The 24,665-nt window shown below is 61.9% G+C and carries 30 protein-coding genes; 28 read left to right on the top strand and 2 right to left on the bottom strand.

What is annotated here, in order from left to right; translation table 11 throughout:
• Window positions 1-8: 8 nt before the first annotated feature.
• The 5 genes from F7R19_RS16880 (at window position 9) to F7R19_RS16900 (ending at window position 5,235) form a co-directional block, all read left to right on the top strand.
• Window positions 9-431, top strand: coding sequence for a very short patch repair endonuclease (locus F7R19_RS16880; RefSeq protein WP_150981330.1), 423 nt, complete (start codon window positions 9-11; stop codon window positions 429-431).
• The gene (locus tag F7R19_RS16885; RefSeq protein ID WP_150981331.1) at window positions 428-1,648 is read left to right on the top strand and encodes a DNA cytosine methyltransferase; all 1,221 of its coding nucleotides are present in this window, start codon (window positions 428-430) and stop codon (window positions 1,646-1,648) included. Before F7R19_RS16880 ends, F7R19_RS16885 begins: the two co-directional genes overlap by 4 nt.
• The gene (locus F7R19_RS16890) at window positions 1,645-2,301 is read left to right on the top strand and encodes an Eco29kI family restriction endonuclease (protein WP_150981332.1); all 657 of its coding nucleotides are present in this window, start codon (window positions 1,645-1,647) and stop codon (window positions 2,299-2,301) included. Before F7R19_RS16885 ends, F7R19_RS16890 begins: the two co-directional genes overlap by 4 nt.
• Before the next feature lie 1,342 nt (window positions 2,302-3,643).
• On the top strand, window positions 3,644-4,528 hold the full coding sequence (locus F7R19_RS16895; RefSeq protein WP_150981333.1) for a DNA-processing protein DprA: 885 nt from the start codon (window positions 3,644-3,646) through the stop codon (window positions 4,526-4,528).
• Window positions 4,529-4,530: 2 nt separating this feature from the next.
• Window positions 4,531-5,235: a hypothetical protein gene (locus F7R19_RS16900; protein ID WP_150981334.1), complete on the top strand. Its 705-nt coding sequence runs from the start codon at window positions 4,531-4,533 to the stop codon at window positions 5,233-5,235.
• A 20-nt stretch (window positions 5,236-5,255) separates the two neighbouring features.
• On the opposite strand, the gene F7R19_RS16905 is transcribed toward F7R19_RS16900, so the two are convergent.
• Entirely contained in the window at window positions 5,256-6,299 is a 1,044-nt protein-coding gene (locus F7R19_RS16905) for a phage portal protein (protein ID WP_150981335.1), read from the bottom strand.
• Window positions 6,296-8,077: a terminase ATPase subunit family protein gene (locus F7R19_RS16910; protein ID WP_150981336.1), complete on the bottom strand. Its 1,782-nt coding sequence runs from the start codon at window positions 8,075-8,077 to the stop codon at window positions 6,296-6,298. The genes F7R19_RS16905 and F7R19_RS16910 overlap by 4 nt, the downstream gene beginning before the upstream one ends.
• Before the next feature lie 150 nt (window positions 8,078-8,227).
• Between F7R19_RS16910 and F7R19_RS16915 the strand changes: the two genes are divergently transcribed.
• The 23 genes from F7R19_RS16915 (at window position 8,228) to F7R19_RS17025 (ending at window position 24,662) form a co-directional block, all read left to right on the top strand.
• Window positions 8,228-9,079, top strand: coding sequence for a GPO family capsid scaffolding protein (locus tag F7R19_RS16915; RefSeq protein ID WP_150981337.1), 852 nt, complete (start codon window positions 8,228-8,230; stop codon window positions 9,077-9,079).
• Window positions 9,080-9,127: 48 nt separating this feature from the next.
• Entirely contained in the window at window positions 9,128-10,150 is a 1,023-nt protein-coding gene (locus F7R19_RS16920; RefSeq protein WP_150981338.1) for a phage major capsid protein, P2 family, read from the top strand.
• Complete coding sequence (locus F7R19_RS16925; RefSeq protein WP_150981339.1) at window positions 10,147-10,869, top strand: phage terminase small subunit; 723 nt, start codon at window positions 10,147-10,149, stop codon at window positions 10,867-10,869. Before F7R19_RS16920 ends, F7R19_RS16925 begins: the two co-directional genes overlap by 4 nt.
• Before the next feature lie 112 nt (window positions 10,870-10,981).
• The gene (locus F7R19_RS16930; protein ID WP_150981340.1) at window positions 10,982-11,449 is read left to right on the top strand and encodes a head completion/stabilization protein; all 468 of its coding nucleotides are present in this window, start codon (window positions 10,982-10,984) and stop codon (window positions 11,447-11,449) included.
• Window positions 11,449-11,652, top strand: coding sequence for a tail protein X (locus F7R19_RS16935; protein ID WP_150981341.1), 204 nt, complete (start codon window positions 11,449-11,451; stop codon window positions 11,650-11,652). The genes F7R19_RS16930 and F7R19_RS16935 overlap by 1 nt, the downstream gene beginning before the upstream one ends.
• A 16-nt stretch (window positions 11,653-11,668) precedes the next feature.
• The gene (locus F7R19_RS16940; RefSeq protein ID WP_150981342.1) at window positions 11,669-12,058 is read left to right on the top strand and encodes a putative holin; all 390 of its coding nucleotides are present in this window, start codon (window positions 11,669-11,671) and stop codon (window positions 12,056-12,058) included.
• On the top strand, window positions 12,055-12,402 hold the full coding sequence (locus F7R19_RS16945; RefSeq protein WP_150981343.1) for a phage holin family protein: 348 nt from the start codon (window positions 12,055-12,057) through the stop codon (window positions 12,400-12,402). Before F7R19_RS16940 ends, F7R19_RS16945 begins: the two co-directional genes overlap by 4 nt.
• The gene (locus F7R19_RS16950; protein ID WP_150981344.1) at window positions 12,380-13,186 is read left to right on the top strand and encodes an N-acetylmuramidase domain-containing protein; all 807 of its coding nucleotides are present in this window, start codon (window positions 12,380-12,382) and stop codon (window positions 13,184-13,186) included. The genes F7R19_RS16945 and F7R19_RS16950 overlap by 23 nt, the downstream gene beginning before the upstream one ends.
• Window positions 13,183-13,692 carry a hypothetical protein gene (locus F7R19_RS16955; protein WP_150981345.1) on the top strand — a complete coding sequence of 170 codons (510 nt, stop codon included), beginning with the start codon at window positions 13,183-13,185 and terminating at the stop codon, window positions 13,690-13,692. The genes F7R19_RS16950 and F7R19_RS16955 overlap by 4 nt, the downstream gene beginning before the upstream one ends.
• Window positions 13,689-14,129 carry a phage tail protein gene (locus F7R19_RS16960; protein ID WP_150981346.1) on the top strand — a complete coding sequence of 147 codons (441 nt, stop codon included), beginning with the start codon at window positions 13,689-13,691 and terminating at the stop codon, window positions 14,127-14,129. Before F7R19_RS16955 ends, F7R19_RS16960 begins: the two co-directional genes overlap by 4 nt.
• A complete protein-coding gene (locus F7R19_RS16965; protein ID WP_150981347.1) occupies window positions 14,126-14,572 on the top strand; it encodes a phage virion morphogenesis protein in 447 nt (148 codons plus the stop codon). The genes F7R19_RS16960 and F7R19_RS16965 overlap by 4 nt, the downstream gene beginning before the upstream one ends.
• A gap of 61 nt (window positions 14,573-14,633) precedes the next feature.
• Entirely contained in the window at window positions 14,634-15,287 is a 654-nt protein-coding gene (locus F7R19_RS16970; protein WP_223505886.1) for a phage baseplate assembly protein V, read from the top strand.
• The gene (locus tag F7R19_RS16975) at window positions 15,284-15,646 is read left to right on the top strand and encodes a GPW/gp25 family protein (RefSeq protein ID WP_150981348.1); all 363 of its coding nucleotides are present in this window, start codon (window positions 15,284-15,286) and stop codon (window positions 15,644-15,646) included. Before F7R19_RS16970 ends, F7R19_RS16975 begins: the two co-directional genes overlap by 4 nt.
• Window positions 15,643-16,557, top strand: a complete 915-nt coding sequence (locus F7R19_RS16980; RefSeq protein WP_150981349.1) for a baseplate J/gp47 family protein — start codon at window positions 15,643-15,645, stop codon at window positions 16,555-16,557. Before F7R19_RS16975 ends, F7R19_RS16980 begins: the two co-directional genes overlap by 4 nt.
• Entirely contained in the window at window positions 16,550-17,167 is a 618-nt protein-coding gene (locus F7R19_RS16985; RefSeq protein WP_223505888.1) for a phage tail protein I, read from the top strand. Before F7R19_RS16980 ends, F7R19_RS16985 begins: the two co-directional genes overlap by 8 nt.
• A gap of 3 nt (window positions 17,168-17,170) precedes the next feature.
• Entirely contained in the window at window positions 17,171-18,682 is a 1,512-nt protein-coding gene (locus tag F7R19_RS16990; RefSeq protein ID WP_150981351.1) for a phage tail protein, read from the top strand.
• 3 nt (window positions 18,683-18,685) lie between these two features.
• Window positions 18,686-19,279: a hypothetical protein gene (locus F7R19_RS16995; protein ID WP_150981352.1), complete on the top strand. Its 594-nt coding sequence runs from the start codon at window positions 18,686-18,688 to the stop codon at window positions 19,277-19,279.
• A 3-nt stretch (window positions 19,280-19,282) separates the two neighbouring features.
• Window positions 19,283-19,744: a YiiX/YebB-like N1pC/P60 family cysteine hydrolase gene (locus tag F7R19_RS17000; RefSeq protein ID WP_150981353.1), complete on the top strand. Its 462-nt coding sequence runs from the start codon at window positions 19,283-19,285 to the stop codon at window positions 19,742-19,744.
• A 106-nt stretch (window positions 19,745-19,850) separates the two neighbouring features.
• A complete protein-coding gene (locus F7R19_RS17005) occupies window positions 19,851-21,023 on the top strand; it encodes a phage tail sheath protein (RefSeq protein ID WP_150981354.1) in 1,173 nt (390 codons plus the stop codon).
• A 35-nt stretch (window positions 21,024-21,058) separates the two neighbouring features.
• Window positions 21,059-21,568 (top strand): phage major tail tube protein, encoded by a 510-nt coding sequence (locus F7R19_RS17010; RefSeq protein WP_150981355.1) that lies wholly within the window; start codon window positions 21,059-21,061, stop codon window positions 21,566-21,568.
• Window positions 21,569-21,637: 69 nt separating this feature from the next.
• Window positions 21,638-21,967, top strand: coding sequence for a phage tail assembly protein (locus F7R19_RS17015; protein WP_150981356.1), 330 nt, complete (start codon window positions 21,638-21,640; stop codon window positions 21,965-21,967).
• A 32-nt stretch (window positions 21,968-21,999) separates the two neighbouring features.
• Window positions 22,000-22,065: a GpE family phage tail protein gene (locus F7R19_RS30630; protein ID WP_407648866.1), complete on the top strand. Its 66-nt coding sequence runs from the start codon at window positions 22,000-22,002 to the stop codon at window positions 22,063-22,065.
• Window positions 22,062-24,662 carry a phage tail tape measure protein gene (locus tag F7R19_RS17025; protein WP_150981357.1) on the top strand — a complete coding sequence of 867 codons (2,601 nt, stop codon included), beginning with the start codon at window positions 22,062-22,064 and terminating at the stop codon, window positions 24,660-24,662. The genes F7R19_RS30630 and F7R19_RS17025 overlap by 4 nt, the downstream gene beginning before the upstream one ends.
• The last annotated feature ends 3 nt before the right edge of the window (window positions 24,663-24,665 follow it).

A 24,665-nucleotide genomic window follows, 5' to 3' on the forward strand; every position in this document is an offset into this window, starting at 1 on the left:
GCGGGGATATGGACTCTCTGACGACACGCGAGCGAAGCGAGCGCATGGGACGAATCAAGGCTAAGGACACCAAGCCTGAAATGCTCGTTCGGCGGCTTGTTCATGGCATGGGGTTTCGATATCGACTCCATGACGCCCGCCTCCCCGGCCGTCCTGACCTGGTTTTTCCGGGGCGAAGGAAGGCGATCTTCGTACACGGCTGTTTCTGGCATCGCCACGAGAACTGCAAGCTCGCGCGGTTGCCCAAATCTCGTCTTGAATTTTGGGTGCCCAAGCTCCAGGCGAACTGGGAACGGGACCAGCGCGACGCGCGGGAACTTGGCTTGCTCGGCTGGAAAGTGCTTATTGTGTGGGAATGCGAGTTGAAGGATCGAATGGCACTAGCCTATCGAATTAGAGAATTTCTTGAGAGATCGGAGAGTCACGAATGAATGCCGTTGAGCTCTACGCAGGTGCTGGTGGTCTCGCGATGGGCGTTAGCCTCGCGGGATTCAAGCCGCTCGCCGTGGTCGAATGGGATAAGTGGGCCTGCGACACGATTCGTGAGAATCAAAAGCGAGGTTATCCGCTCGTTGAAAACTGGCCGCTCCATGAGGGCGATGTACGCGAGTTCGATTGGAGCGGAATTACTGAGGAGGTGGACCTTCTCGCCGGTGGGCCGCCGTGCCAGCCATTCTCGATGGGCGGTAAGCACCAGGCGCACGATGATAGTCGCGACATGTTCCCGGCAACAGTCGATATTGTCCGCAGACTCAGGCCAAAGGCCTTCATCGTGGAAAACGTGAAGGGGCTGACACGCTCCACGTTCGCGAATTACTACCAGTACATCTTGCTTCAGCTGGAGTTTCCTGAGAGCCCGCGCCGGCGTAGCGAAACATGGTTCGACCATCTGCTGAGGCTTCAGGCAGAGCGGTCGAGCGGCCGACAGAAAGGAAAGAAGCTTACCTACAACGTCAATCCCACACTGGTAAATGCCGCAGACTATGGCATTCCGCAGAAGCGCGAGCGCGTCTTCATTGTCGGTTTTCGTTCAGATCTCGGCATAGAGTGGGGCTTCCCTCGTCCCACTCATAGTTACGATCGCCTTCTGTACGATCAATGGGTAACGGGCGAATATTGGGAGCGGCATAACATTTCTCGACGCTCTCGCCCGACGATGCCTTCATCCTTGGAATCGAGGGTGAAAAAGCTGGCGTCCTCGCTTCTCCCTTTGGATACGCTGCCATGGCGGACTGTAAGGGACGCGATCGCTGATCTCCCGCATCCGCAGTCTCGAGCTGCGGCAGCCTATGCTGATCACCGTTTTCAGCCCGGAGCGAAGGTATATCCGGGCCACACCGGCAGCCCCCTTGATCTTCCAGCCAAGACCCTCAAGGCTGGTGACCACGGTGTGCCAGGCGGTGAGAATATGTTGGTGAACCCCGATGGTACTGTACGGTATTTCTCAGTCCGGGAATCCGCTCGGATTCAAACGTTTCCAGATGGTTTCGTGTTTCATGGATCGTGGACCGAGACAATGCGTCAGCTTGGTAACGCGGTCCCTGTTGCGCTCGGCCATATTGTCGCGCGAAGCGTCGCGGAACACTTAATTCGCGCCGAGATGGAAACCATCGTGCGCCGACAGGACATGCTGCGAGGCGTTGCATGACCGATTCCAACATCATCCCCTTTAACCCACTCGACAAGAAGAATCTCGGTGCAAGCGTGGCGGAAGCCATGCTAGAACAGAAGGCCCGCCCGCTCGGTGAGCTCAAGCCATTTTTTGGCGTTGGCATCTACGCGATTTACTACACCGGCGACTTTCCCGAGTACGCGCCGCTAGCGGAACGGAACAGGGAGGGCCAGTTCAGAGCCCCAATCTACGTTGGCAAGGCCGTTCCTAAAGGAGCCCGAAAAGGCGGGGGCGTGGGTGAGTTGCGGAGCCGAGCGTTGTTTGATCGATTGAAGGAGCATGCCGAAAGCGTCGAAGCGGCTCTGAATCTGAATGTGGAGGACTTTTACTGTCGCTTCCTCGTCGTTGACGATATCTGGATTCCGCTCGGAGAGTCCTTGCTAATCGCAAAGTTCTCTCCCGTTTGGAACGCTCTGATTGATGGCTTCGGTAATCACGACCCTGGTAGCGGTCGATACAATGGTCTTCGTCCGCGATGGGATGTGCTTCATCCAGGGCGGCATTGGGCTGAGAAATGCGCGCAAAGAAAGGAGACTCAAACAGAGATCGGTCGCGATGTAGAAAACTACTTCAAGACCATTTCGTTTCCCGCATCTCATCACGTGCTAGGGCCCGGCCAACAGCCATGATTTGATTGGGCATAGGCGTACAAGGGGCTGGTTGCGCGAGCGACTGGCCCCTTTGTCTTGTGGGGATGGGCTCAATGCGTCGCGCCAGAGCCGATGCTTCGTTGAGTTCGTGCATATCCTTTCCCCCTGTCGCTAGCTATTGCGGCGGCGCCTAGCCTCGCGCTTGAGCGCCCACGGATCCTGCGTGGTCAGTGTGGTCGATCAATCGTTCTCTTCTCGCCGGCGGCGTTCTTCCGCCAGGCACGGCTCTTCCTCCAATTCGCGGCGCAGCGCGCCAATCACGATGTCCAGTGCCGTGGCCGTCTGTGCCGGCGGACGGGGAAGCACGACAGCAGCGGGGGAAGCACGACAGCAGCTGATCTGCGCGTCCGACGATGGCTGTGCAGCCGCGCTATTTCCCACAGAAGCGCGCGCACCTCGGGCGACCGGTTGCGCCGATACAGCGCTCGCAGCTCGATGGCCGACAACGGCGCGGGATAGCGCGGATCGTTCCGCTGGCCAGAAAGGTAATCAGCCTTCGCGCGTCCATGTGACGGCGTCGGGTGTGTGCTTCCGGCTGCGCATGAGCATTTCCATCTACTGCTGTATATATGTACAGTATAAATCAAGGATAAGGCTAAATTCGGTGGGGTGTCGGGAAAAAGGTAACTTCGGTAACCTGTGGACGGGAATCGACCGGAAAGCGTTGCCAGATAAGGCATTGCGGGTTTCAGTGCAAAGGTAACATTGGGGTAACTTTAGGGTAACCAGATTACCTTTAGTCTTGGTAACTTCCTCGGTACATCATCCCTAATAAAATCAATGACTTAGCGGCAGGTTACCTTCTGTGTTACCTCAGATTACCTTTTGCAGGTAACCTAAAATGCTCAAATAAATCAGATGGTTAGCTTCATTCTCTAGGGCGGATTACCGAGGTTACCTTTTTCCCGACCTGCCCCCGGTCCATAGCTTTCGTTGGTGCTGCTGGGCCTAGTCAGCAGAGGCTGGCGACGTCCGGTGCGGACGGGTGCAGAACCACTGCGGCAGGTGCGTAAATCTGCGTAAGTGGATGCGCGGGGCAAATCGCCTGCGGCCCCCGTGCTGGCGAGGCCCGCAGCCGGTTGCGTCGATGCATAAAAACCACTCGATGAAGCGGGCGGGTGAGGCGGGGTCTCCACCGCGCGCCGAACGTGACAGTTGAGGCGTATGACCTTAATGCCACTGCTCACCTCGGCCTTGTGGAACGGCGTCGTGGCAGGCACGATACGGGCACCTGCTAATGCAGCGGCGATGCTGTATATTTGTACAGTGATGGACGGTCCCCGCTGGGGCGTTGCCCCACCAGGATCTAATGGAGAATGACTTGAACACGTGGCCCGAACTCCTCGCGAACAAGCCCATAAATACCCTTGCTGAAATTGGGGCCTACGAGCACCTCTGGCAACAGCCGAATACAAGCACGAAGAAACTCGCGCAACTCTTCGAGTCCCATCCGGGTAGCCTGCCTTCCGACTTGGTGGACATAGACGTTGCCGAGCGGACGGCCGCTGAGGTTGTCAGGCATTTCAACGAGAGTGGTATCAGGCGGTTCGGCGTCCGGATTCACGGTACGCATGACTATCCGTCGCGCTTACGTGACGCGGTCGAGCCGGTTGAGATGCTGTATTACCTTGGTTCTTGGGAGCTTGCCGAGGCTCCGCGCCGCGTAGCGGTTGTGGGCACTCGCAAAGTATCGAGTGAGGGGGCCGCCCGCACGCGAAAGCTCGTAAAGGCGCTTGTAGAACATGACTTCACGGTGGTGTCTGGGCTAGCTCAAGGGGTGGACACCATAGCCCACGAGACAGCCATCAAATATGGTGGCCGTACTATTGCCGTGATCGGTACCCCCATCTCAGAGGTGTATCCGAAAGAAAACGGCGATCTGCAGCGGCGCATCGCCGAGGACTACTTGGTTGTGAGTCAAGTGCCGGTCTTGCGCTATATGAGCCAGACTTGGAAAGGCAATCGATTTTTCTTTCCTGAGCGGAACAAGACCATGTCTGCGTTGACGGAAGCTACGATTATCGTCGAAGCCAGCGAGACGTCAGGCACCTTGATCCAAGCTCAGGCCGCGCTCAACCAAGGCAGAAAGCTGTTTATCCTTGAGAGTAACTTCCATAATTCTGCCATTACATGGCCGGCGAAATTCGAGAAACTAGGAGCGATTCGCGTACGCGAATTTAACGATATCGTTCAATCGCTTTCCTGACCATGCCCCTGCCCCCCATGCCGAGCCGGCTCACCGTCATTGGCGAGCGTGAGAAGCCAGATCATCATCATCTTCCGGCCGATTCGATGTGCTATTTCTGGGGCGAGTACACGCCGCATGAACACACCGATGGCAAGAGGTGGGACTACTCGTCCACAAACAAGCTCATGAGCAATTTAAAGAAGAAGATGGATCGGGCGGGGCAGTGGGATTGGCACTACAAACAGGAGGCGATCCAAGATGCGGCGAATGCATTCGCGCGCAGTTGGAAATGGACCGACTTACACGAGACGCATCGCGTTGCGTTGATACCGATTCCGCCCTCGAAGGCGCGAGCACACGCGTTGTACGATCCGAGAATGCTACAGGTTGTCCAGAACATTGCGCAGAGAGCCGGGTTGCCGCTTGACATACGTGACTGTCTTTCGTTTAGCGGGAGATACGCTGCTAGTCATGAGACAGCGGATCGTCCGACACCCGACGAGCTTTACGAAGATCTGACATTTGACGCGACGGTGGGCCGTCCAGGACAACCCCCCGGCGTCATCTTCTTGTTTGACGATATGCTCACGGCAGGTTCCCATTTCGTCGCCGTGAAGCGGCGGCTCGCGGACGTCTTCGGCGACGTTCCTGTAGTGGGCAACTTTGTGGCACGGCGTATATTGCCGAACCCGTTTGCCGACTTCGATGACCTCGACGCAATCTAGTCGCAAGCTAACAAGTCGGCTTAGAGACGTAGCGAATAGGGGTCAAACCGGACCACGTCCTGTCCCAGCCAGGAATTGACTTCCTGCAGCCGATCCTGCAATGGTTTTACCTCGTTTCGCGCGAAGACCAATGCCGCCTTCTCCGCATCCCCGAAGCCTCCGGTGTTATTCGGAATGATGCCCATCAGCTGCGGCGGCACGCGGTGCGCGGCGAGCTGGTCGTCGCGTGTCACGTTCTTGATGTTCCAGAACTCGTCCTTGGCCGCGACTTCAGACACCGGGATCAGCTGAATGCCTTCCTTCTTGCCGTTGGGCGCGTACATGAACAGGTTGCGGAAATTGCCGGGCCCCTTGCTGTTCTTGAGCGCCTCGCGCAGGTTGTCGACGTCTTCCTGTTTCTGCGCGGCGTCGGTCATGTACAGGATGAAACCTGCGTGACTGCCGTTCTTGTAGTAGCGTCGGCGAAACAACGTTGCCGACTCATTCAGCCAGGTCGCATTCAACGCCGACAGGTATTCGGGCAAGCCGTACACCTCTTGGTTGATGTCGGGCTCCATCAGATGAAAGATGCTGCCCGGTTTGAATTCGTGCTTGTCCTGCCAGTTCTGCACAAAGAAATACCGCGCGAGGTCCGTGCCGCGCCGCATGTACTTTGCAAGCGCCGGCTCCAATGCCGTCGGACGCCCTAGCGCATTGTCGCGGCGCTCCAGATACCCGTTGCCGAATACAAGGAAGTCCTGCACCCAGCGCGCAAACGAAGTGCGCGACAGCAGCTTGTGCGGGATGAATGTCGACACGAGGATGTTGCGTTTCACGTAGATGGGCGAGCTGTTATGGACGGCCGCGCGAAACGTGCGCGCCAGCCCGTCCCACGGCATCGGCGGCTCGAACCATTCGCCGACGCGCTGGCACTCGATGTAGTCGAGCAGCTCGCGACGGTCGAGCACGGCAACGGGATCGCCAAAGGAGAACGCCTCCATCGTCGCCGACGCAGGGGCCGTTGTGACCGGTGGCGCGGCGTGCTTGATCACGTCCGGCGCGCGGCCTCTTTTCTTACGGGTCATGACAGCTCCATGATGCTGGTATTGGTGGTAGTGACGCCTTCGAGTGGTTCGTGTGCGATGGCGTGCATGCATGCCCACGCGAGGTCCGCGTGGCTTGTTTCTTCGGATCGGCCGGCCTGGTACGTGACGCGGCCGCCAGCCGCAGTGGTGGTCTTGCGGATCGACATGAACGAGGCAGCGAAGTCGGTCCACCCGGCGTCGAACTCCAGGCGCCCTTTGCTGATCACGTCGTGGGCCTTCAGCACGAGGCCGGTCTTCACATCGACCGAGTAGGTGAAGCCCTCAGCATCGGGCCGGAACTTGATCACGAGCTGATAGACGGCATCGCCGATGCCGGTGCGATCGATGCCGATGTATGCCACGTTGTAGCGCTCGGTGACGCGCTTGATGGCGGTTGCCTGCTCTTCGTAGTCGATGCCGCGGAATTGGTGTTTCTCCAGCACGCGGAACTTTCCGCCCGGTACGAGCGGGGGCGCCACGACCACCAGCGCGGCACTGTCGCCACCGCCGCCGTTCGGGTCGTAGCCCACCCATACCTCACGATTACCGAAAGGGCGGGGCGACCAATGGCGGAAGTCCTCCCACACCTCCCAGCTGTCGACCATGCCGCGCATGAGCATCGACAGCGGGAAGACAGAGGCCGTGTCATCGATGAAGCCGCACATCAGCAAGTTCTCGAAGTCCGCGTCGCTGTACTCCAGCCGCAACTGGTCGAGGTCGAACAGGTTGCAGCCACCGGCGATGGCGTCTTCCACCGTGACGATCTGTTTCCACTGACCGTCCGCGCACCGCCGGCCGTCCTGCAGGTTCGCGTGGCTGACGTCAACGCGGATGTGGTCTTCCTTCTTCCGCCCGCGATTGAACAGCGCGCCAGACCAGAACGGGTACGCTTCGTGGGCAAGGCTCGAAGGCGTCGAGAAATATGTCTGCCGCCACTTCGAGTGGATGGCCATCCCGGAGGCCACCTTGCGCAGCTCTTGGAAGCGCTGGATCCAGAAGTACTCGTCCAGATAGAGGTTGCCGTGATAGCTCTGCGCGGTGCGTGCGTTTGTGCCGAGGAAATACAGCGTCGCGCCGTTCGGCAACACCATCGGCTCGCCCTTCAGCTCCACGCCGGCAGCATCCTTCGCGAACTGGATGATGTATTGCTTGAAAACGTGGGCCTGCGCCTTGCTGGCCGACAAGAAAATCTGATTGCGCCCCGTGCTCAACGCATCAATGAAGGCCTCCCGTGCGAAATACCACGTGGCACCGATCTGGCGGCTCTTCAGAACATTGCGGATACGCTCTGTGAGACCCGCTTCGTACCAGGCACGCTGGTAGTCGAACATTGAATCCTTGAACGCCTCGACGAGTCGCTCCTGTTCCTCTTCGCTGATCGCGTTGCGCTCGGGGGCGCGCCGTGGTCCCTTGTTTCGATTTGCGACTTTCGGGTTCAGGTCCGCTTCGTTGCCGCTGTCCTCATACCGGCGCACACGCGCTAGTCGCTCGATCTGCCGCCCAAGCAGATCGATCTCCTTGAAGTCCTTTCCCTCCTTGTTCTCTTTCGCGATCAACTGCGCCATGCGCGTCTCGAGATTTGAACCTACGCGCGTCACGGCGTCAGCCCGGTCCCACTGTTCGCGCTGCTTCCAGCTGTGAATCGTGGACGGCTTCTTGCCAAGCATCTCGGCGATGCGGGCCACGCGATAGCCCTGCCAGTAGAGCGCGCGCGCAATGCGACGCGGCTCCATCTCGGGGTCCAGCGAAAGCGAGGTGATGGGCTGAAGCGTAGTCATGCCGCAACGCTACCGTCCGCGCGCGCGCGTGCCACGTGGCGCGTGTTGTCACTGCCGCCTGCACAACACGATTGCATTGCCCGCGCGTGGCGGCACGCCGAACATGGCAGCACGAACACACCACACCGAATCACCATCGAAGAGGAATCCATGGCCGGCAAGAACACGAAGTTTTTCCGCATCGCCACCGAAGGCGCAACCAGCGATGGGCGCGTGATCGACCGTCAGATGATCCTGCAGATGGCCGCCAGCTACGACCCGAACACGTATGGCGCGCGCATCAACATGGAACACATTCGCGGGTACGACCCAACCGGCCTCTTCAAGGCATACGGCGATGTGCTGGCACTGAAGGCCGAAGAGCAGGACGGCAAGATGCGCCTGTTCGCACAACTCGACCCCACTGCCGAACTGATTGCCTTCAACAAGGCCCGGCAGAAAGTGTTCTGCTCGATGGAGGTGAATCCGGACTTTGCCGACACTGGCGAGGCATATCTGACCGGCCTGGCTGTGACCGACAACCCGGCAAGCCTCGGCTGCGAGATGCTGGCCTTCAGCGCCAAAGCCAAGGTGAATCCGCTAGCCGAGCGCAAGCAGGATCCGCAGAACCTGTTCACCGAGGCCGTGGAAGTCATCTTTGACTTCGGCGAGGAAAAGCCCGTCGAGAAGGGCAAGGATTCATCCAGCCTGACCGAATCGATCAAGCGCATGTTCGGCCGTCAGGACAAGAGCGACGCCGCCAACCAGGCGAAGCATGCCGACGCGAGCGAAGCAGTGACGGCGCTGGCCGGCGAAGTGAAGGCGCTGAGCGACAAATTCAGCAAGGTGCTGCAGGCCGTCGAGACGGTGGCTGGGCAGGTGGACAAGCTGCAGGAAGAGCAGTCCGCTGCCAGCAAGGAATTCTCCACGCTAAAGAGGGAGCTGGAGAACACCGAGACGTTCACGAAGAGACCGCCGGCCACGGGCGGCAGCGGCGACGCCGCAATTAAGACCGACTGCTGAGCCGGCACCCGGACAGCGACTCCATAACCCATACCCGGAGCCAACTCTATGCGTAACGATACCCGCCGGATGTACACGGCGTACGAAGGCGAAATCGCCAAACTGAACGGCGTTGAACGCGTTGACCGCAAATTCAGCGTGCAACCGAGCGTCCAGCAGCGGCTGGAAACGAAGGTGCAGGAATCGAGTGAATTCCTCCAGCAGATCAACGTTCATGGCGTGCTGGAGCAGGAAGGCGAGAAGATCGGCCTCGGCGTGTCCGGCCCGGTGGCCGGCACCACCGACACGACGGTCAAGGACCGGCAGACCAGCGACATTGCGACGCTGGATGGTCGCAAGTACCGTTGCGAGCAGACCAACTCGGACACCCACATTACCTACCAGCGCCTGGACGCGTGGGCGAAGTTCCCCGACTTCCAGACGCGCATTCGTGATGCGATCCTGCGCCGCCAGGCGCTCGATCGCATCATGATCGGCTTCAACGGCATCGCCCGCGCTGCCACGTCCGACCGGGCAGCCAACCCGATGCTGCAGGATGTCAACAAGGGCTGGCTGCAACACTTGCGCGAGGAAGCTGAAGAGCGCGTGATGAATGGCGGAAAGGTCGAAGGCAAAATCGTGGTCGGTGGCAAAGACACCGACGCCACCCGCGACTATGCGAGTCTCGACGCCCTCGTGTTCGATGTGGTCAACCACCTCATCGCCCCGTGGTACGCGGAAGATCCGGATCTCGTGGTGATCTGCGGCCGCCAGTTGCTGGCCGACAAGTATTTCCCGCTGCTGAACAAGGACCGCGACCCCACCCAGAAGATCGCTGCGGACATGATCATCAGCCAGAAGCGTATCGGCAACCTGCCGGCCGTTCGCGTGCCGTACTTTCCGCCGAATGCGCTGATGGTCACGCGCCTGGACAACCTGTCCATCTACTGGCAGGAGGGCGCACGTCGTCGCACGATCCTCGACAACGCCAAGCGTGACCGCATCGAGAACTACGAATCGAGCAACGACGCGTACGTTATCGAAGACCTGGCCTGCGCTGCTATGGCCGAAAACATCGTGGTGCAGGAATGACAAGCCCCGCCCGCAAGCATTTCCTGCGCGCGACGGCGGCCTCCGTGGCAGCGGCTTCGGCCGCGGCGAATCCGATGCGTCATGCCACCGGCCACGAACTGATGCTCGCGCAACTCGCTGAGCACAAGCGCGCCCTGAAACAGATCCAGTCCATCGAACGCAAGGCCGAGGCTAAGCGCAAGATGCTGCCCGAGTACTCCGATTGGGTGCAGGGCACGTTGGACGCGGATACGGGCGTGCAGGACGAAGTGTTCATGACCGTCATGGTCTGGCACATCGATGTCGGCGATTTTGCCGGCGCCCTGCCCCTCGCGCGCTACGGCATCCGCCACGGCCTGGTCATGCCCGACCAGTACCAGCGCACTACGGCGTGCCTGATCGCGGAGGAATACGCCGCGATGGCCATCAAGGCGGTCGAGGCCGGGCAGCCGGTCGACGCGGAAGCGCTGGCCGAGGTGACGCAGCTCGTGGAAGGCCAAGACATGCCCGACGAAGTGCGCGCCAAGCTCCACAAGGCGCTGGGCTATGTGGCGCTGGCTCAGGTCGACGGCCTGCCGTCGGCGGCGCAACAGCAGTCATGCCGGCGCTTCGCACTCGACCACCTGCAGCGTGCCCTGCAGCTCCACGACAAGGTCGGCGTGAAAAAGGATATCGAGCGCGTGGAGCGTGACATCAAAAATGCTGGCCCCGCCCCCTCACAGGAGGAAGGCAAGGGCTGACACCGAGCGTGACCCCGCGCATCAGGCGGCACGGGGTGCCCGCAGGGCGCGCCGCAAGGCCAACCCGAACGGTCACCCCGTCCACCGCCTCCCCCACTCCGACGGCGTACTCATGTCTTCCTTCTTCGCATCCGCTCCGGCGCAGTCCGACGTCAACGCCATCGGCAACGATGGCTTCTTTCCCGACATCGATGTCGACGTGGCGATGGTGGCCATGCGGCAAGACGGCACCGTCACCACCGAGCGGCTGCGAGCCGCCCTGGTCGAAGCGGTGCTCTCGGTGAATGAAGATCTAGAAGGCTGGGCATCCACGCAGAAGGCGGCTGGGATCAACACACTCGCTGACGTCCCGGCGAATAAGGTCGACGGCAAGTCCGCGCACATCCACCGCTATTTGCGTGCGGTGTACTGCGAGGCGCGTGCCGGCCTGATTGAGCGATATCGCGACTATGACGCCACGGCCGATGGGGATCGCAAGGCCGAGGCGCTCATGCAGGCGGTCGAGGATCTGCGGCGCGACGCCCGGTGGGCAGTCAGCGACATTGTCGGTCGCCAGCGCAGCACGGTGGAGCTGATCTGATGCGAGTGATCGCGATGCAAGGTGACACGGTGGACGCGATCTGTCATCGCGTCTATGGCCAGACGGCCGGCATCACTGAAGCAGTGCTCGAAGCAAATCGAGGGCTGGCCGATCTCGGTCCCGTCCTTCCCCATGGCACGGTCATAGACCTGCCTGACCTTCCCCAACAGGCGGACGTGAAGCGCGTCCAGCTGTGGGACTGAACCCCAAGGATGAACCATGGCTGAACCCATCTCCACCAGCTCGACCGCCGCGCTCGCGGTAACGGGCATCGGTGCGGTCACGCTGCTGCCTGGTGTCGACGCCGCGACGGTGCTCGGCGCATTTGCTGGCGCTGCCGTCTTCGCGCTCAATTCCGACGAGCTGTCGACGGGCAAGAAGATCGCTTTCCTGATGCTGTCCATCGTCATGGGGTGGCTCGCCGCGCCGCTGGCGGCTTCATTGATCGCTCGCATCCTGCCTGCGGACACCGAAGTCAGCCACGGTGTCGGCGCGCTGGTGGCTTCGGCAGTGCTCGTAAAGCTGCTGCTGGCGCTGATCCGGCTGGCGGACAACAGCGATCGCCTTGTCGCCCTGTTTCGGGGAAACAACGACGGAGGTGCCAAGTGAAGACCCTGTTCGCTATCCAGGCGTTGATGTGCGCGCTGATTGCCACGCGCCTGCTGTTCTTTCGGCGCGAAGGTGCCATCCACCGCCCTTGGGCAGCAAGGCTTGCCTATGCCCTGATCGTGATGGCAGGCACGGTAACCATCGGCGTTCTTTTCGGACGATACGGATGGGCGCTTCTGGCCATGAACGGCATCACTGCGGTGCTATGCATCGCCATCTATGCCGTCCGCGGCAACGTGGTCGAGCTGTTCCGCATCACCGGGCTGGATCCCGACGGTGATAGCGAATCTCTTCTGTTGCGATTGCTTCGGAGATCGAATCATGACGCTACTGCGACGCGGTGACGTAGGCGCCGAGGTACGCGAGCTGCAACGGCTGCTGCGCGTGCGGGGCGCCCGCCTCGAACTGACCGGCGCATTTGATGACGCGACTGCAGCAGCCGTGGCGGTGGCGCAGGCTCGCTACGGCCTGGTCTTAGATGGGGTGGTCGGCAATAAGACGCTGCTGGCGCTGCAGCTCGACGGACGCAGCCCCGGCCACCTAGGCGCGGAGGATCTGCGCCGTGCGGCGGCAACGCTTGACGTGAAGCTGGCTGCCGTACGTGCGGTCAATGAAGTGGAAAGCAAAGGATCGGGATTTCTGCCTGATGGCCGCCCGGTGATTCTCTTTGAGCGCCACATCATGTACCGGCAACTGCGGGCCGCCGGCCATGACGCGGATCAACGCGCCCGCCAGTACCCGAACGTCGTCAACCCGGTACGAGGCGGATACATGGGCAAGGCCGCGGAGCACATGCGGCTGGCGCAGGCTGCTGGGCTCGACCAGGCGTGCGCGCTCGCCTCGGCAAGCTGGGGATTGTTCCAAGTCATGGGCTACCACTGGGAGCGCCTTGGCTATGCCAACGTGCATGTCTTTGCCGATGCCATGCGCAGCGGCGAATCGCAGCAATTGGATGCCTTCGTGCAGTTCATCGCGACCGATCCCACTCTCCACAAGGCGTTGAAGGGTCTGAAGTGGGCGGCATTCGCCTCTGGCTACAACGGCCCGGCTTACAAGGACAACCTCTACGACGTGAAGCTGGCCCGCGCTTTTGCCCGCTACGAGGCCGAGGAACAGGTGCCCGCATGAACCGCTCCCTTGCCATCGCGCTGGCCGCTGTTCTGACCCTGTTGGTCGCCGCTGGCGCCGGCGCCTGGTTCACAGACCGATATCGTGAAGCCGTCCGGCGCGCAGCCGCATCGGAAGCCATGGTGGCGTCGCTGCGCGCCCAGCTCGACAGCACCGATGCCAGTGTTGTCGAAGTCATCAAGTACGTCGACCGCGTGCAGACCATCCATGTGAACGGCGACACCATCGTTAAGGAGATTCCCCGTTATGTCACGGTCGTTGCTGATGCCGCTTGTACTGTGCCTGGTGGCTTTGTCCGCCTGCACGACGCCGCCGCCACCGGTAGCATGCTCGATTCGGATCCCGGAGGCGCTGATGCAGCCCCCTCAGGGATTCCGCTCTCTGCCGTCGCCGGCATCGTCGCCGGGAACTACACCACCGGCCGCGTCAACGCCGCTCGACTGACAGCGCTGCAGGACACCCTACGCGCGCAAGGGGTGACGATCATCGGGGAGCCCGCGCAATGAGAAAGCCCGTAGAGCTGCGCGCGGCGATCACCGCCGTCGTGGTTGACCTGAAGCGCAACCCGGAAAAGCTGCATCTGTTCGTGGAAGAAGGCCGCGTGGTGGCCACTGGCGCGAAGACGATCTCATTCGAGTATCAGTACACGCTGACGCTACTTGTGACGGACTTTGCGCAGAGCGCGGACACGATCACGGTGCCGGTGATGGCCTGGCTGCGCGAGCACCAGCCGGAGCTATTCACGAACCCGGACAGACGGCCCGATGGCTTCAAGTTCGAGACGGACATCCTGAACCACGATTGCGTCGACCTGCTTATGCGGATCCCGCTGACCGAACGGGTGATCGTCAAGGTGGTCGACGGGCGCTACGAAGTGACGCATGCCCCGGAACCCGCGAACGAGTACGACGATCCTTCCGGCTGGAAGCTGCCCGCGCTGTGAACAGTCTCGAAGATCTGACGGCGTGGGCAGGCGCCTTGCTGCACAAGCTCGATGCCGGCGAACGCCGCACCCTGCTCCGCGCCGTGGCGTATGAGCTGCGGCGCCGGCAGACCGTGCGGATAGCCGAACAGCGCAATCCCGATGGCACTTCCTACGAGCCGCGCAAGCCGCGCTTCAGGCACGGCACCGGCAGAGTCCGGCGGGCAATGTTCATGCGGCTGCGCACCTCGCGCTTCATGAAGGCGCAGGCCGATCCGAATAGTGCTGTGGTGAGTTTCATCGGCAGTGCTGAGCGCATCGCCGCAGTCCACCAGTTTGGTCTGCGCGACCGCGTGAACAACGGTGGCCTCGAAGTTCTGTACGCCAAGCGCGAGCTTCTCGGCTTCGCAGAGAACGATGTGGACCGCCTGGCTGACATGGTACTAGCCCACGTAGCGTCCTGAGGTCACGGCAAGCAGCAGGCGCGCCGCTTGTTGTCGCGCACCTTCGCACAACACCATTCGAGTGACCGCCACGCGCGCGCAAGGCACGCTGGCGGGTATGGACACCGCTGAAATCCTCCGACTGATCGAGAACCTGCTGCGTACCGGCACCGTTGCCGAGATCCAGCATGGCAGGCCGCCGCGGGTTCGCGTCAAATCCGGCGGACTTGACACTGATTGGCTGCCGTGGGCCGAGCGCCGTGCAGGCAGCACACGCACTTGGAGTCCGCCGACTATCGGCGAACAGGTTCTGCTCTTCTGCCCGAGCGGTGAGCCGCGCAACGGTATCGTCTTGTGTGGCATCCCCTCGGATGCCAACGACACTCCTAGCCATAGCGCGGACGAGACCGTGACGCTGTACGCGGACGGCGCGACCACAATTTACAACCATGCCGACGGCACGCTGTCTGTGGCCGGCATTCAGAAGGTCATTGTCGAGGCGGCCACCAGCGTGCTGGTGAAATGCCCGGACACCACTTTTGACGGCGACGTGACTGTGAAGGGGCTGCTGTCCTACCAGAACGGCATCGCTGGCAATGGCGGCGCCAATGGAAATGTCATCACTGGTGACTTCAATCACCAGAACGGAAAACTATCGTCCAACGGCGTAGTACTCGACGACCACGACCACGGCAACGTGCAGCGAGGCGGTGAGTGGACGGAGGGCACGCGATGACCTACCTCGGCCTTAACAGTGCAACTGGCCGCGCCATCAGCGATCTGGGCCACATCTGGCAGTCCATCCGCGACATTCTGACCACGCAGGAAGGCACGCGTGTCATGCGGCGCCTCTACGGCTCCCAAGTCCCCATGTTGATCGACCAGCCACTGAACGAGGTTACGCGGCTGCGGGTCATGTCCGCCGCCGTGGCCGCAATCGTGAAATGGGAGCCGCGCGTGCAGGTCAACTCTGCGTCCTTTCAGATCGACGGCGAAGGGGCTATGACGGTCGATCTGGACGCGGATCGCGTCGACGGTGCCCGCAGCACACCGCTCGGCACGCTCTCCATCCCCCTGCGCGAGGCCAAGGCATGACGACGCCCATTGATCTGACCCGGCTCCCGGTGCCGGACGTGATCGAGAACATCGACTACGAGACCATCGTTGCGGAGCGCAAGGCTTATTACGTCAGCCTTTATCCGGTCGACCAGCAAGCTGACGTGGCGAAGACGCTGCAGTTGGAATCTGAACCCGTGGTCAAGCTGATTCAGGAGAACGCCTACCGCGAGACCATCCTGCGTCAGCGCGTGAACGATGCTGCGCGTGCGCGCATGCTGGCGTATGCCAAGGGCAATGACCTCGAACACGTCGCAGCGAACTACAACGTCGAGCGGCTGGTCGTGGCGCCCCAGGACAACAGCACCGAGCCGCCCACAGCTGCGGTGATGGAAGACGACGATTCGCTGACCGAGCGGACACAGCTCGCCTTCGAGGGACTGTCCACTGCTGGGCCACGCGAAGGCTACAAGTTCCATGCTCGCAGCGCGGATGGCCGGATCGCCGATGTCAGCGCGATCAGCCCGGCTCCATGCGAAGTCCTCATCACCGTTCTCGGCATCGATGGCGACGGCAGCGTCGAACAGGACGTGCTGGACAACGTGGAAGTGGCGCTCAGCGACGAAGACGTGAGGCCACTGGCCGACCGCCTGACCATCCAGTCCGCCCGCATCACCCACTACGAGATCGACGCCACAGTTTTTACGACGAGCAATGGACCCGAGCGTGAACTTGTATTGGCCGAGGCTGCCAAGCGCATCGACGCTTATCGCCGAGAAAGCCGGCGGCTTGGGCGGGACATCGATCGCTCAGCCATCAACAGTGCCTTGTTCGCCGAAGGCGTGTCGCGCGTCGAGATCCGTTTGCCTGCGGCGGATGTGGTGCTTGACGAAACACAGGCGGCCTACTGCACCGCAGTGAATGTGTTGGATGGGGGCGCACGTGACTAAGACGCTGCTGCCACCCAACGCCACACAGGTCGAGCGAAACCTTGCCACGATGGGCGCGGTCATCGAAGCCATTCCGGTGCCCATCCGGGACATCAGTGAGGCAGGTTCTTGCCCCGCGAATGTGCTGCCCTTCCTTGCGTGGGAGCGTTCGGTGGACCGCTGGGATCCCAAGTGGCCTGAAGCCACCAAGCGTGCGGTGATAGCCGCGTCGTTCTTTGTGCATCAGCGCAAAGGCACCGTGGGCGCGATCCGCCGCGCTATTGAACCGCTGGGATACCTGATTCGCGTCATCCCTTGGTACGACATGGAACCCGAAGGGCCGCGCGGCACTTTCCACCTCGATATCGGCGTTCTCGACACTGGCATCACAGAAGAAATGTACGCCGAGCTTGAGCGTCTGATTGATGACGCCAAGCCGCTATCGCGGCACATGACGGGCCTCGCCATCAGCGTGGAGACCCGCGGCGCCGTGCGCATCATCGGCGCGCCGCTGCTCGGTGACGTCGTTACGGTCTATCCATATGCCCCTGAGCCCGTCGAGGTTACTGGCACTGCGCGTTTCGCTGGCGTCTCTCACCTGGTCGACACCATCACCGTTACCCATCTGTAAGCCATGCCGCAAATTTACTTCCTCCTTCCCACCGCTATCGGCGAGGCCAAACTTGCCAACGCCCAAGCACTTGGCATTCCGTTGAAGCTCGCTGCAATGGCGGTCGGTGATGGCAACGGTGTACTGCCCGTGCCGAGCCGCGACAGAACGGCGCTCGTCAACGAGAAACGTCGAGCGGCGATCAACTCGATCGTTCAAAACCCCTCCAATCCTAGCCAGTTCATTGCAGAGCAGATCATCCCGGAGAACGAAGGGGGCTGGTGGATTCGCGAAGGCGGGTTGTTCGACATCGACGGCGACCTGATCTACTACGCGAACATTCCCGAGACTTACAAGCCCCTCCTCGCTGAAGGATCGGGCCGCAATCAGGTTGTGCGCCTGGTCGGCGCCATGACAGGGAGCGCCACCGTTGAGCTGAAGGTGGATCCGTCCATCGTTCTCGCGACGCGGGACTACGTCGACACGCAGCTAGCCGCAGAGCTGGCGAAGCGCGATGCTAAACAATCTGTTCTTGTCGCTACGACCGGCCCCCTTCCGGCTTTGTCCGGTCTACTGACCATCGACGGCGTTGTCCTTCCTGCGGGCGCTCGCGTGCTGGTGAAGGATCAGGCCGCAGGCAAGGACAATGGCATCTATGTGGCTGCGCCTGGCGCTTGGTCCCGTGCATCTGATGCCGACGCCGCGATTGAAGTCACGCCAGGCATGCTCGTACCCGTCGAGCAGGGTGACAAGAACGCCGATTCGCTTTGGCAACTCGCCACGGACGGCGCCATCGTCATCGGCACGACGGCGCTCTCATTTGATATGGCCGCGGGCAAAACCGGAGTGACTGCCGGCACGTACTCGAGCGTGACAGTGGACATGCGCGGGCGGGTGACTGGCGGCACGAACCCCCAGGCATCGGAAACCGTAGCCGGGCCGGTAATGGCCGCCACCCAGGCCGAAACCGACGACGGCACGAACGATTCAAAGTTCATCACGCCGAAGAAGCTGGTGGCCTGGACCAAGCAGGCCACGGCGGCGGTGCTTGGCATGGCGAAGATCGCCACACAGGCCGAGACTGACGAGGGCACCGATGACACGAAGATCGTTACTCCGAAGAAGCTTCTCGCCTGGACAAAGCAGGCCACCGAGGTCCTGCTCGGCATGGCAAAGGTAGCGACGCAGGCAGAGACCAACGCCGGTACCGACGACGCGAAATTCGTTACGCCGAAGAAGCTTCGCTTCGGCATTCTCTATTCGTTCGGTACCACGGGTTACCTCGTCTTCCCTACTTGGCTCGGCGGGCTCGTTATTCAGTGGGGTCTATGGAACGGCATCAACAATGGCAACGCCATCAATGTGACGTTCCCCATCGCATACCCGAACGCCGCCTATGTCGTTGTGGCGACGCAGGTTTCGCCAGGCGGTGCCGCTGGTCGCATTGTCGAAGTCGCCATTCGCGGTACCACCTATTACGACGCGTGGGGAAACTCGACCGCCAACGCGATTTACTACATTTCGCTCGGACGTTAAATCATGGCCTATAAATTCAGCCCCTCGACGCTAGCGTTTTACCCGAAAGGACTGCTCTCCTCCTACGCGTCTCTCCCCGACGACCTAGTCGATGCGACGGACGAAGAATGGCAAGAATTCGGCGTCGGCCCGGCGCCTGCGGGAATGATGCGCGGCGTCGCCAATGGCCGGCTTGCGTGGGTTGCGCCCCCGACACCGGACCTCGCGACGGCTACCACGATGGCAATCACCGCCATCGACAAGGCAGCCGACGATGCGCGACTCGCGGTTGCTGGCGACCCGCTGCGGGCAGCCGAGTATCAGATCGCGGAGGCCGAGGCAAAGGCGTACCAAGCGGCGGGCTATGCCGGCGAATGCCCGCCGAGCGTCAAGAGCTGGGCCGAGGCAAAGGCATGGACCTCGAGGCAAGCGGCCGACAACATCATCGCCGAGGCGGCCGCATGGACCGCTGCGCTGTACGCCATTCGTGACGTGCGCCTGAAAGCGAAAGAGAATGCGCGCAATGCGCAGACCTCCGAAGCCGTTGCCGAGATTGCACACGCGGCCGTTAGCCAAATCACCGCCATGGTGGCGAACCTTGGCAACGCGACCAGCTGAGCCATGACCAGTGTGCGCCTCCTGTTCTCCACTACGCGGTTGCCTCTGTCGGTGGCCATCCGTGCCTTCACGTGGTCGCGCTGGTCCCATGTGGCGATTGTCGATTGCGACAGTGTGATCGAGGCGGTGGCGCTTCACGGCGTACGTCGTGCGCCTCTGGCCGACGCGCTGGCACGCAGCGCAGACTTTGCAATAGCAGATCTGCCGGCACGCGATCCACAGGCCGTCATCGACGTCGCGGCATCGCAGCTTGGCAAGCCGTACGACTACTCGGCACTCGCCGGCCTCGCGTTGCGCCGCGACTGGCAATCCGACGACGCATGGTTCTGTTCGGAACTGGTGGCATGGGCGTTCGATGCCGCTGGCCAGGCGCTCGTGCGACCTGAACTCCGTCGCCGCGTGTACCCGCAACACCTCTGGATGCTGCCACCAGCGACGCAAATTTCCCTCCCTGTGCACGCCTGATGTTGTGCGCCGCTGGCGTACAACATCAACCGAGAGACAGCCTCGCGCGTGCGCAGCATCCTACCGGGACGATCCCACCATCGTCAGGACCACTCCCGGAGGACTCATGCCATCTGACTACCACCACGGCGTTCGTGTCGTTGAAATCAACGACGGCACCCGCCCCATTCGTACCATCGCGACCGCCGTGCCTGGCATCGTTTGTACCGCTGACGATGCGGACGCGACGGTCTTTCCCCTTAACAAGGCGGTACTGCTGACCAGCCCCATGTCGTCTCTCGGCAAAGCGGGCGACAAGGGCACGCTCGCTCCGACGCTGGATGCAATTACCGACCAGGCCAACCCGCTGACGGTTGTCGTGCGCGTCGCCAAGGGAGCCACCGAGGCCGAGACCACCAGCAACCTGATTGGCGGCACCGATGCTAACGGACGATTCACCGGCATGAAGGCGCTGCTGTCGGCCAAGAACAGCCTTGGTGTTACGCCACGCATTCTCGGTATTCCGGGCATGGACAGCCTGCCAGTGGCCACAGAGCTGGCCAGCATCGCGCAGAAGCTACGTGCCTTCGCCTATGTGTCTGCGTTCGGCTGCGAAACCAAGGAAGAGGCAGTCGCCTACCGCGACAACTTCGGTCAGCGCGAGCTGATGACCATCTGGCCCGACTTCATCGGCTGGGACACGGTTTCCAACGCCGAGAACACGCTCTTCGCCACGGCGCGCGCGCTGGGACTGCGTGCGAAGCTCGACAACGAAGTGGGCTGGCACAAGACGCTGTCCAACGTGGTTATCAACGGTGTGACGGGGCTGTCGAAAGACGTGTTCTGGGATCTGCAGGACCCGGCCACCGATGCCGGCTACCTGAACCAGAACGACGTCACCACCCTGGTCAACTTTCAGGGCTTCCGCTTCTGGGGTTCGCGCACCTGCAGCTCGGACCCCCTGTTCCAGTTCGAGAACTACACCCGCACGGCGCAGGTGCTGGCGGACACCATGGCCGAAGCGCACGCATGGGCCATGGATTTGCCGATGACGCCGTCGCTCGTCCGCGACATCGTGGAAGGCATCAACGAAAAAATGCGCTCATTGACGCGCAACGGATACCTGCTCGGCGGTTCTGCCTGGTACGACCCGGAGTTCAACCCCAAGGACTCGCTGAAGGATGGCCAGCTCGGCATCGACTACGACTACACGCCGGTACCGCCGCTGGAAAACCTGACGCTGCGCCAGCGCATCACCGACCGATATCTCATGCAATTTGCGGAAGCCGTCAACGCGTAAGCGTGCGAGCTGCCACCACCTGAAAGGGAACTGCCATGGCAATGCCACGCAAAGTAAAGAACTTCAACGTCTTCCACAACGGCGAGAGCTTCGTGGGGGAATGCGAGGAAATGACGCTGCCCAAGCTCACGCGCAAGCTCGAAGAGTATCGGGCCGGTGGCATGAACGGCCCGGTCGATATCGACCTGGGCGCTGAGAAGATGGAGGTGGAAGCCACCTACGGCGGCATCATGCGCGCCATCTTCAAGGAATGGGGCATCACCTCGGTATCGGGTGTGCTGTTGCGCTTCGCTGGCGCGCTCCAGCGTGACGACGAGAGCGACACCGATTCGGTCGAGATCATCATTCGTGGCCGTCACACGGAACTGGACATGGGCAACGCCAAGGCAGGCGATAACAGCCAGTTCAAGGTCAAGTCCTCGGTGAGCTACTACAAGCTGACCGTCAACGGCGAAGTGTGGTGTGAGATCGACCACGCGAACTTCATCGAGGTTGTCTTCGGTGTCGATCGCTTGGCCGGCCAGCGCCGCGCCATGGGCCTGTAACGGCCCTCACGCGGGCTGGCCTTCGGGCTGGCCCATTCCTGCATACCCCTCTTCTTCCATTCCGACGCCATGACCCAACCGACCTCCACCGATATCACCCTCGAACAACCGATCAAGCGCGGCGAGCAGACCATCACGACCATCACATTGCGCAAGCCGGGCTCGGGCGAGCTGCGCGGCTGCAGCCTCACGGACCTGCTGCGTATGGATGTGACTGCGCTGCACGTCGTGTTGCCGCGGATCACCACCCCCACTCTGACCCAGCAAGACGTGAGCAAGCTGGATCCGGCGGACCTGACCCAACTGGGAACGGCGGTGACCAGTTTTTTGCTGCCGAAGTCGGCCCGGGAGGAAAACTTCCCGACCGAGTCGAGCACGCCATCGCAGACGTTGCAGTAATTTTTCACTGGCCCCCAGAGGTGATGTACGCCATGGGGGTAGCAGAGCTGGTGGAATGGCGCGAGCGCGCCTACGAACGAAGCGGATCTGACGAATGAGCACACCCCGTAACCTCAGGCTTGAAGTCGTGCTGCAGGCCGTCGACCGCGTGACGCGCCCCTTCCGCGCCATCATGGGCAGCAGCTCTGACCTGGCCAAGGCCGTGAAGGCCACCCGCGACCAGCTCAAAGACCTGAACCGCGCACAGGCCAACATCGACAGCTTCCGCAAGCTGTCCAAGGATGCCGCGATCACCGAGAACCAGTTGGGCGCCACGCAGGCGCGCGTGAAGGCACTGGCGCAGGAGATCGCGGCGGCCGACAAGCCCACGGCGGCGATGTCTCGCGCCTTCCAGACGGCGGTGCGGGAGGCGCAGGCGCTTAAGCAGCGCGGTGGTGAGCTGCAGCAGAGCCTTGTGGCCGTGCGCGGCCGGCTCGATGCGGCGGGCCTCAGCACGACGAACCTTGGCCAGGCACAACGCGACTTGCGCGGGCGCATCGACACCACATCGCAGGCGCTGGCGCAGCAGCAGGCGCAGCTCAAGGCCGTAGGAGAGCGGCACCGGGCACTTGCCGCCGCGCAATCGCAATACCAGAAGGGCATGGCCACCCGGAATGCCATGCTCAATGCCGGCGCGTCGACTGCGGCGGCCGGCGGCATTGTCCTGGCGCCGATTGCCAAGGCGGTCAAGGATTACGTCACGTTCGAGGACGCCATGCTTGGCATTGCCCGTCAGGTGGACGGGGCGCGCGAGCCAAACGGCAAGCTGACGGACATCTATTACGACATGGCGCGGCAGATCCGCCAGCTCGGCAAGGAGCTGCCGATTCCCACGGCACAGATCGCCGAAATGGTGACGGCCGGCGCCCGTATGGAGGTGCCCCGTAAAGAGCTGATCGAGTACACCCGCACCGTGGCGATGATGGCCACCGCCTTCGACGCGGTGCCTGACGAGATCGCGGAGAGCATGGGCAAGGTCGCCAAGAACTTCCGGATCCCGACCAACGCCATCATGGGACTGGCCGACACGATCAACTATCTGGACGACAACGCGATCAGCAAGGGCAATGACATCATCAATGTCCTGAACCGCATCTCTGGCGTCGTGTCGGGTGTGGCCATGCCCGCGAAGGATGCCGCCGCCCTCGCCTCCACGCTGCTGACGCTGGGCGAGCGCACGGAGACGGCGGGCACAGCCATCAACGCCATCGTTCAGAAGTTCGCTGCAGCCGAGAAGGGCACGAAGAAGTTTCACGCGGCGGTGTCCGAAATCGGGCTGACCACCACCGAGATCCAGAAGGGCATGGCGACGAACGCAACGGGCACGCTTTTCAAGGTGATCGATGCGGTGCGCAAGCTGCCGGCAGACAAGCGCATCGGAGTCATGGTCGAGCTGGTGGGGCTGGAGCACTCGGACACGCTGGCCAAGCTGGTCGACAAGCCGGACGAATTCAAGCGGCAGCTGGAGCTGGCCAACGGTTCGAAGGCCGAAGGCTCAATGTCGCGGGAGTTCGCCGCGCGGCAGGACACCATCTCTGCCCGCTGGCAGCGCCTGCAGAACCAGATTTTCAACACCAGCAGCGCGGGCGGCGAAGTCATGCGGTCAACGCTGGTCAGCCTGATGGATACCGTAGGCCGCTTGGTCGACCGCTTCAATGCGTTCGCGGAGGCGCATCCGCAGCTGGTGGGCTGGCTCATCAAGGGCGCGGCGGCGGTCGGCGTGCTGCTGACGGTGATGGGGGGCCTGACGCTGGCGCTTGCGGCCGTGTTCGGCCCCATGGTGATTGCCCGCTATGGCATGGCTATGCTCGGCATCCAGCTCGGTGGCGGCGTTGGCATCGTGGCGCGGCTGGCCGGCGCCTTCAATTTCCTGATGACCGTCTTCAGCTTCGTGGGGCGGGTGTTCCTGCTGAATCCCATCGGGCTGGCCGTGACGGCCATCGGCGTGGCAGCACTCCTGCTGATCAAGTATTGGGATCCCATCCGCAACTTCTTCACCGGCCTGTGGGCGCAGGTGACGGCGGCGTTCCAGGGCGGCCTAGGCGGCATCCTGTCGCTGATTGCAAACTGGTCGCTGATGGGCGCGCTCTACAACATCGTCGCGCCGGTGCTGCGCTGGTTTGGCTTCGACCTGCCGGAGAAATTCAGCGAGTTTGGCGCCAACCTGCTGCAGGGGCTCGTGAACGGCATCACGAGCCGCGTGGGCGCCGTTCGCGAGGCCATCGTGTCCATGGGCGACAGCGTGGTGGGCTGGTTCAAGGAGAAACTCGGCATCCACTCGCCAAGCCGCGTATTCGCCGACCTGGGCGGCTACACGATGACCGGGCTGGAACAGGGCCTTGCGCAGAACCAGCGCGGACCGCTCGACGTGGTGTCGAGAGTGGCCAACTCCATGGCAAGCATCGGCGCCGGCATCGGCATCGGCACCGGCTCGGCTGCGGCAGGCGTCAGCATCGACAGCCGGCCACCCATCTCCGCCGCCTCTCGCACGGGTGGTGCGCCCATGGCTGCGCCCACGACCCCTATCGTCATCAACATTTACCCGCCGGCCGGCGCGGACGAGCAGCTGATCGCACGCCTGGTCGCCGAGCGCATCGAGCGGCTGGAGGCGCAGAAGAGCGCCCGTAGCCGGTCGCGGCTTACCGATAAGGACTGACAC

It is taken from the genome of Cupriavidus pauculus, from assembly GCF_008801835.1.
In the GTDB taxonomy this organism is placed as follows: Bacteria; Pseudomonadota; Gammaproteobacteria; order Burkholderiales; family Burkholderiaceae; genus Cupriavidus; species Cupriavidus pauculus.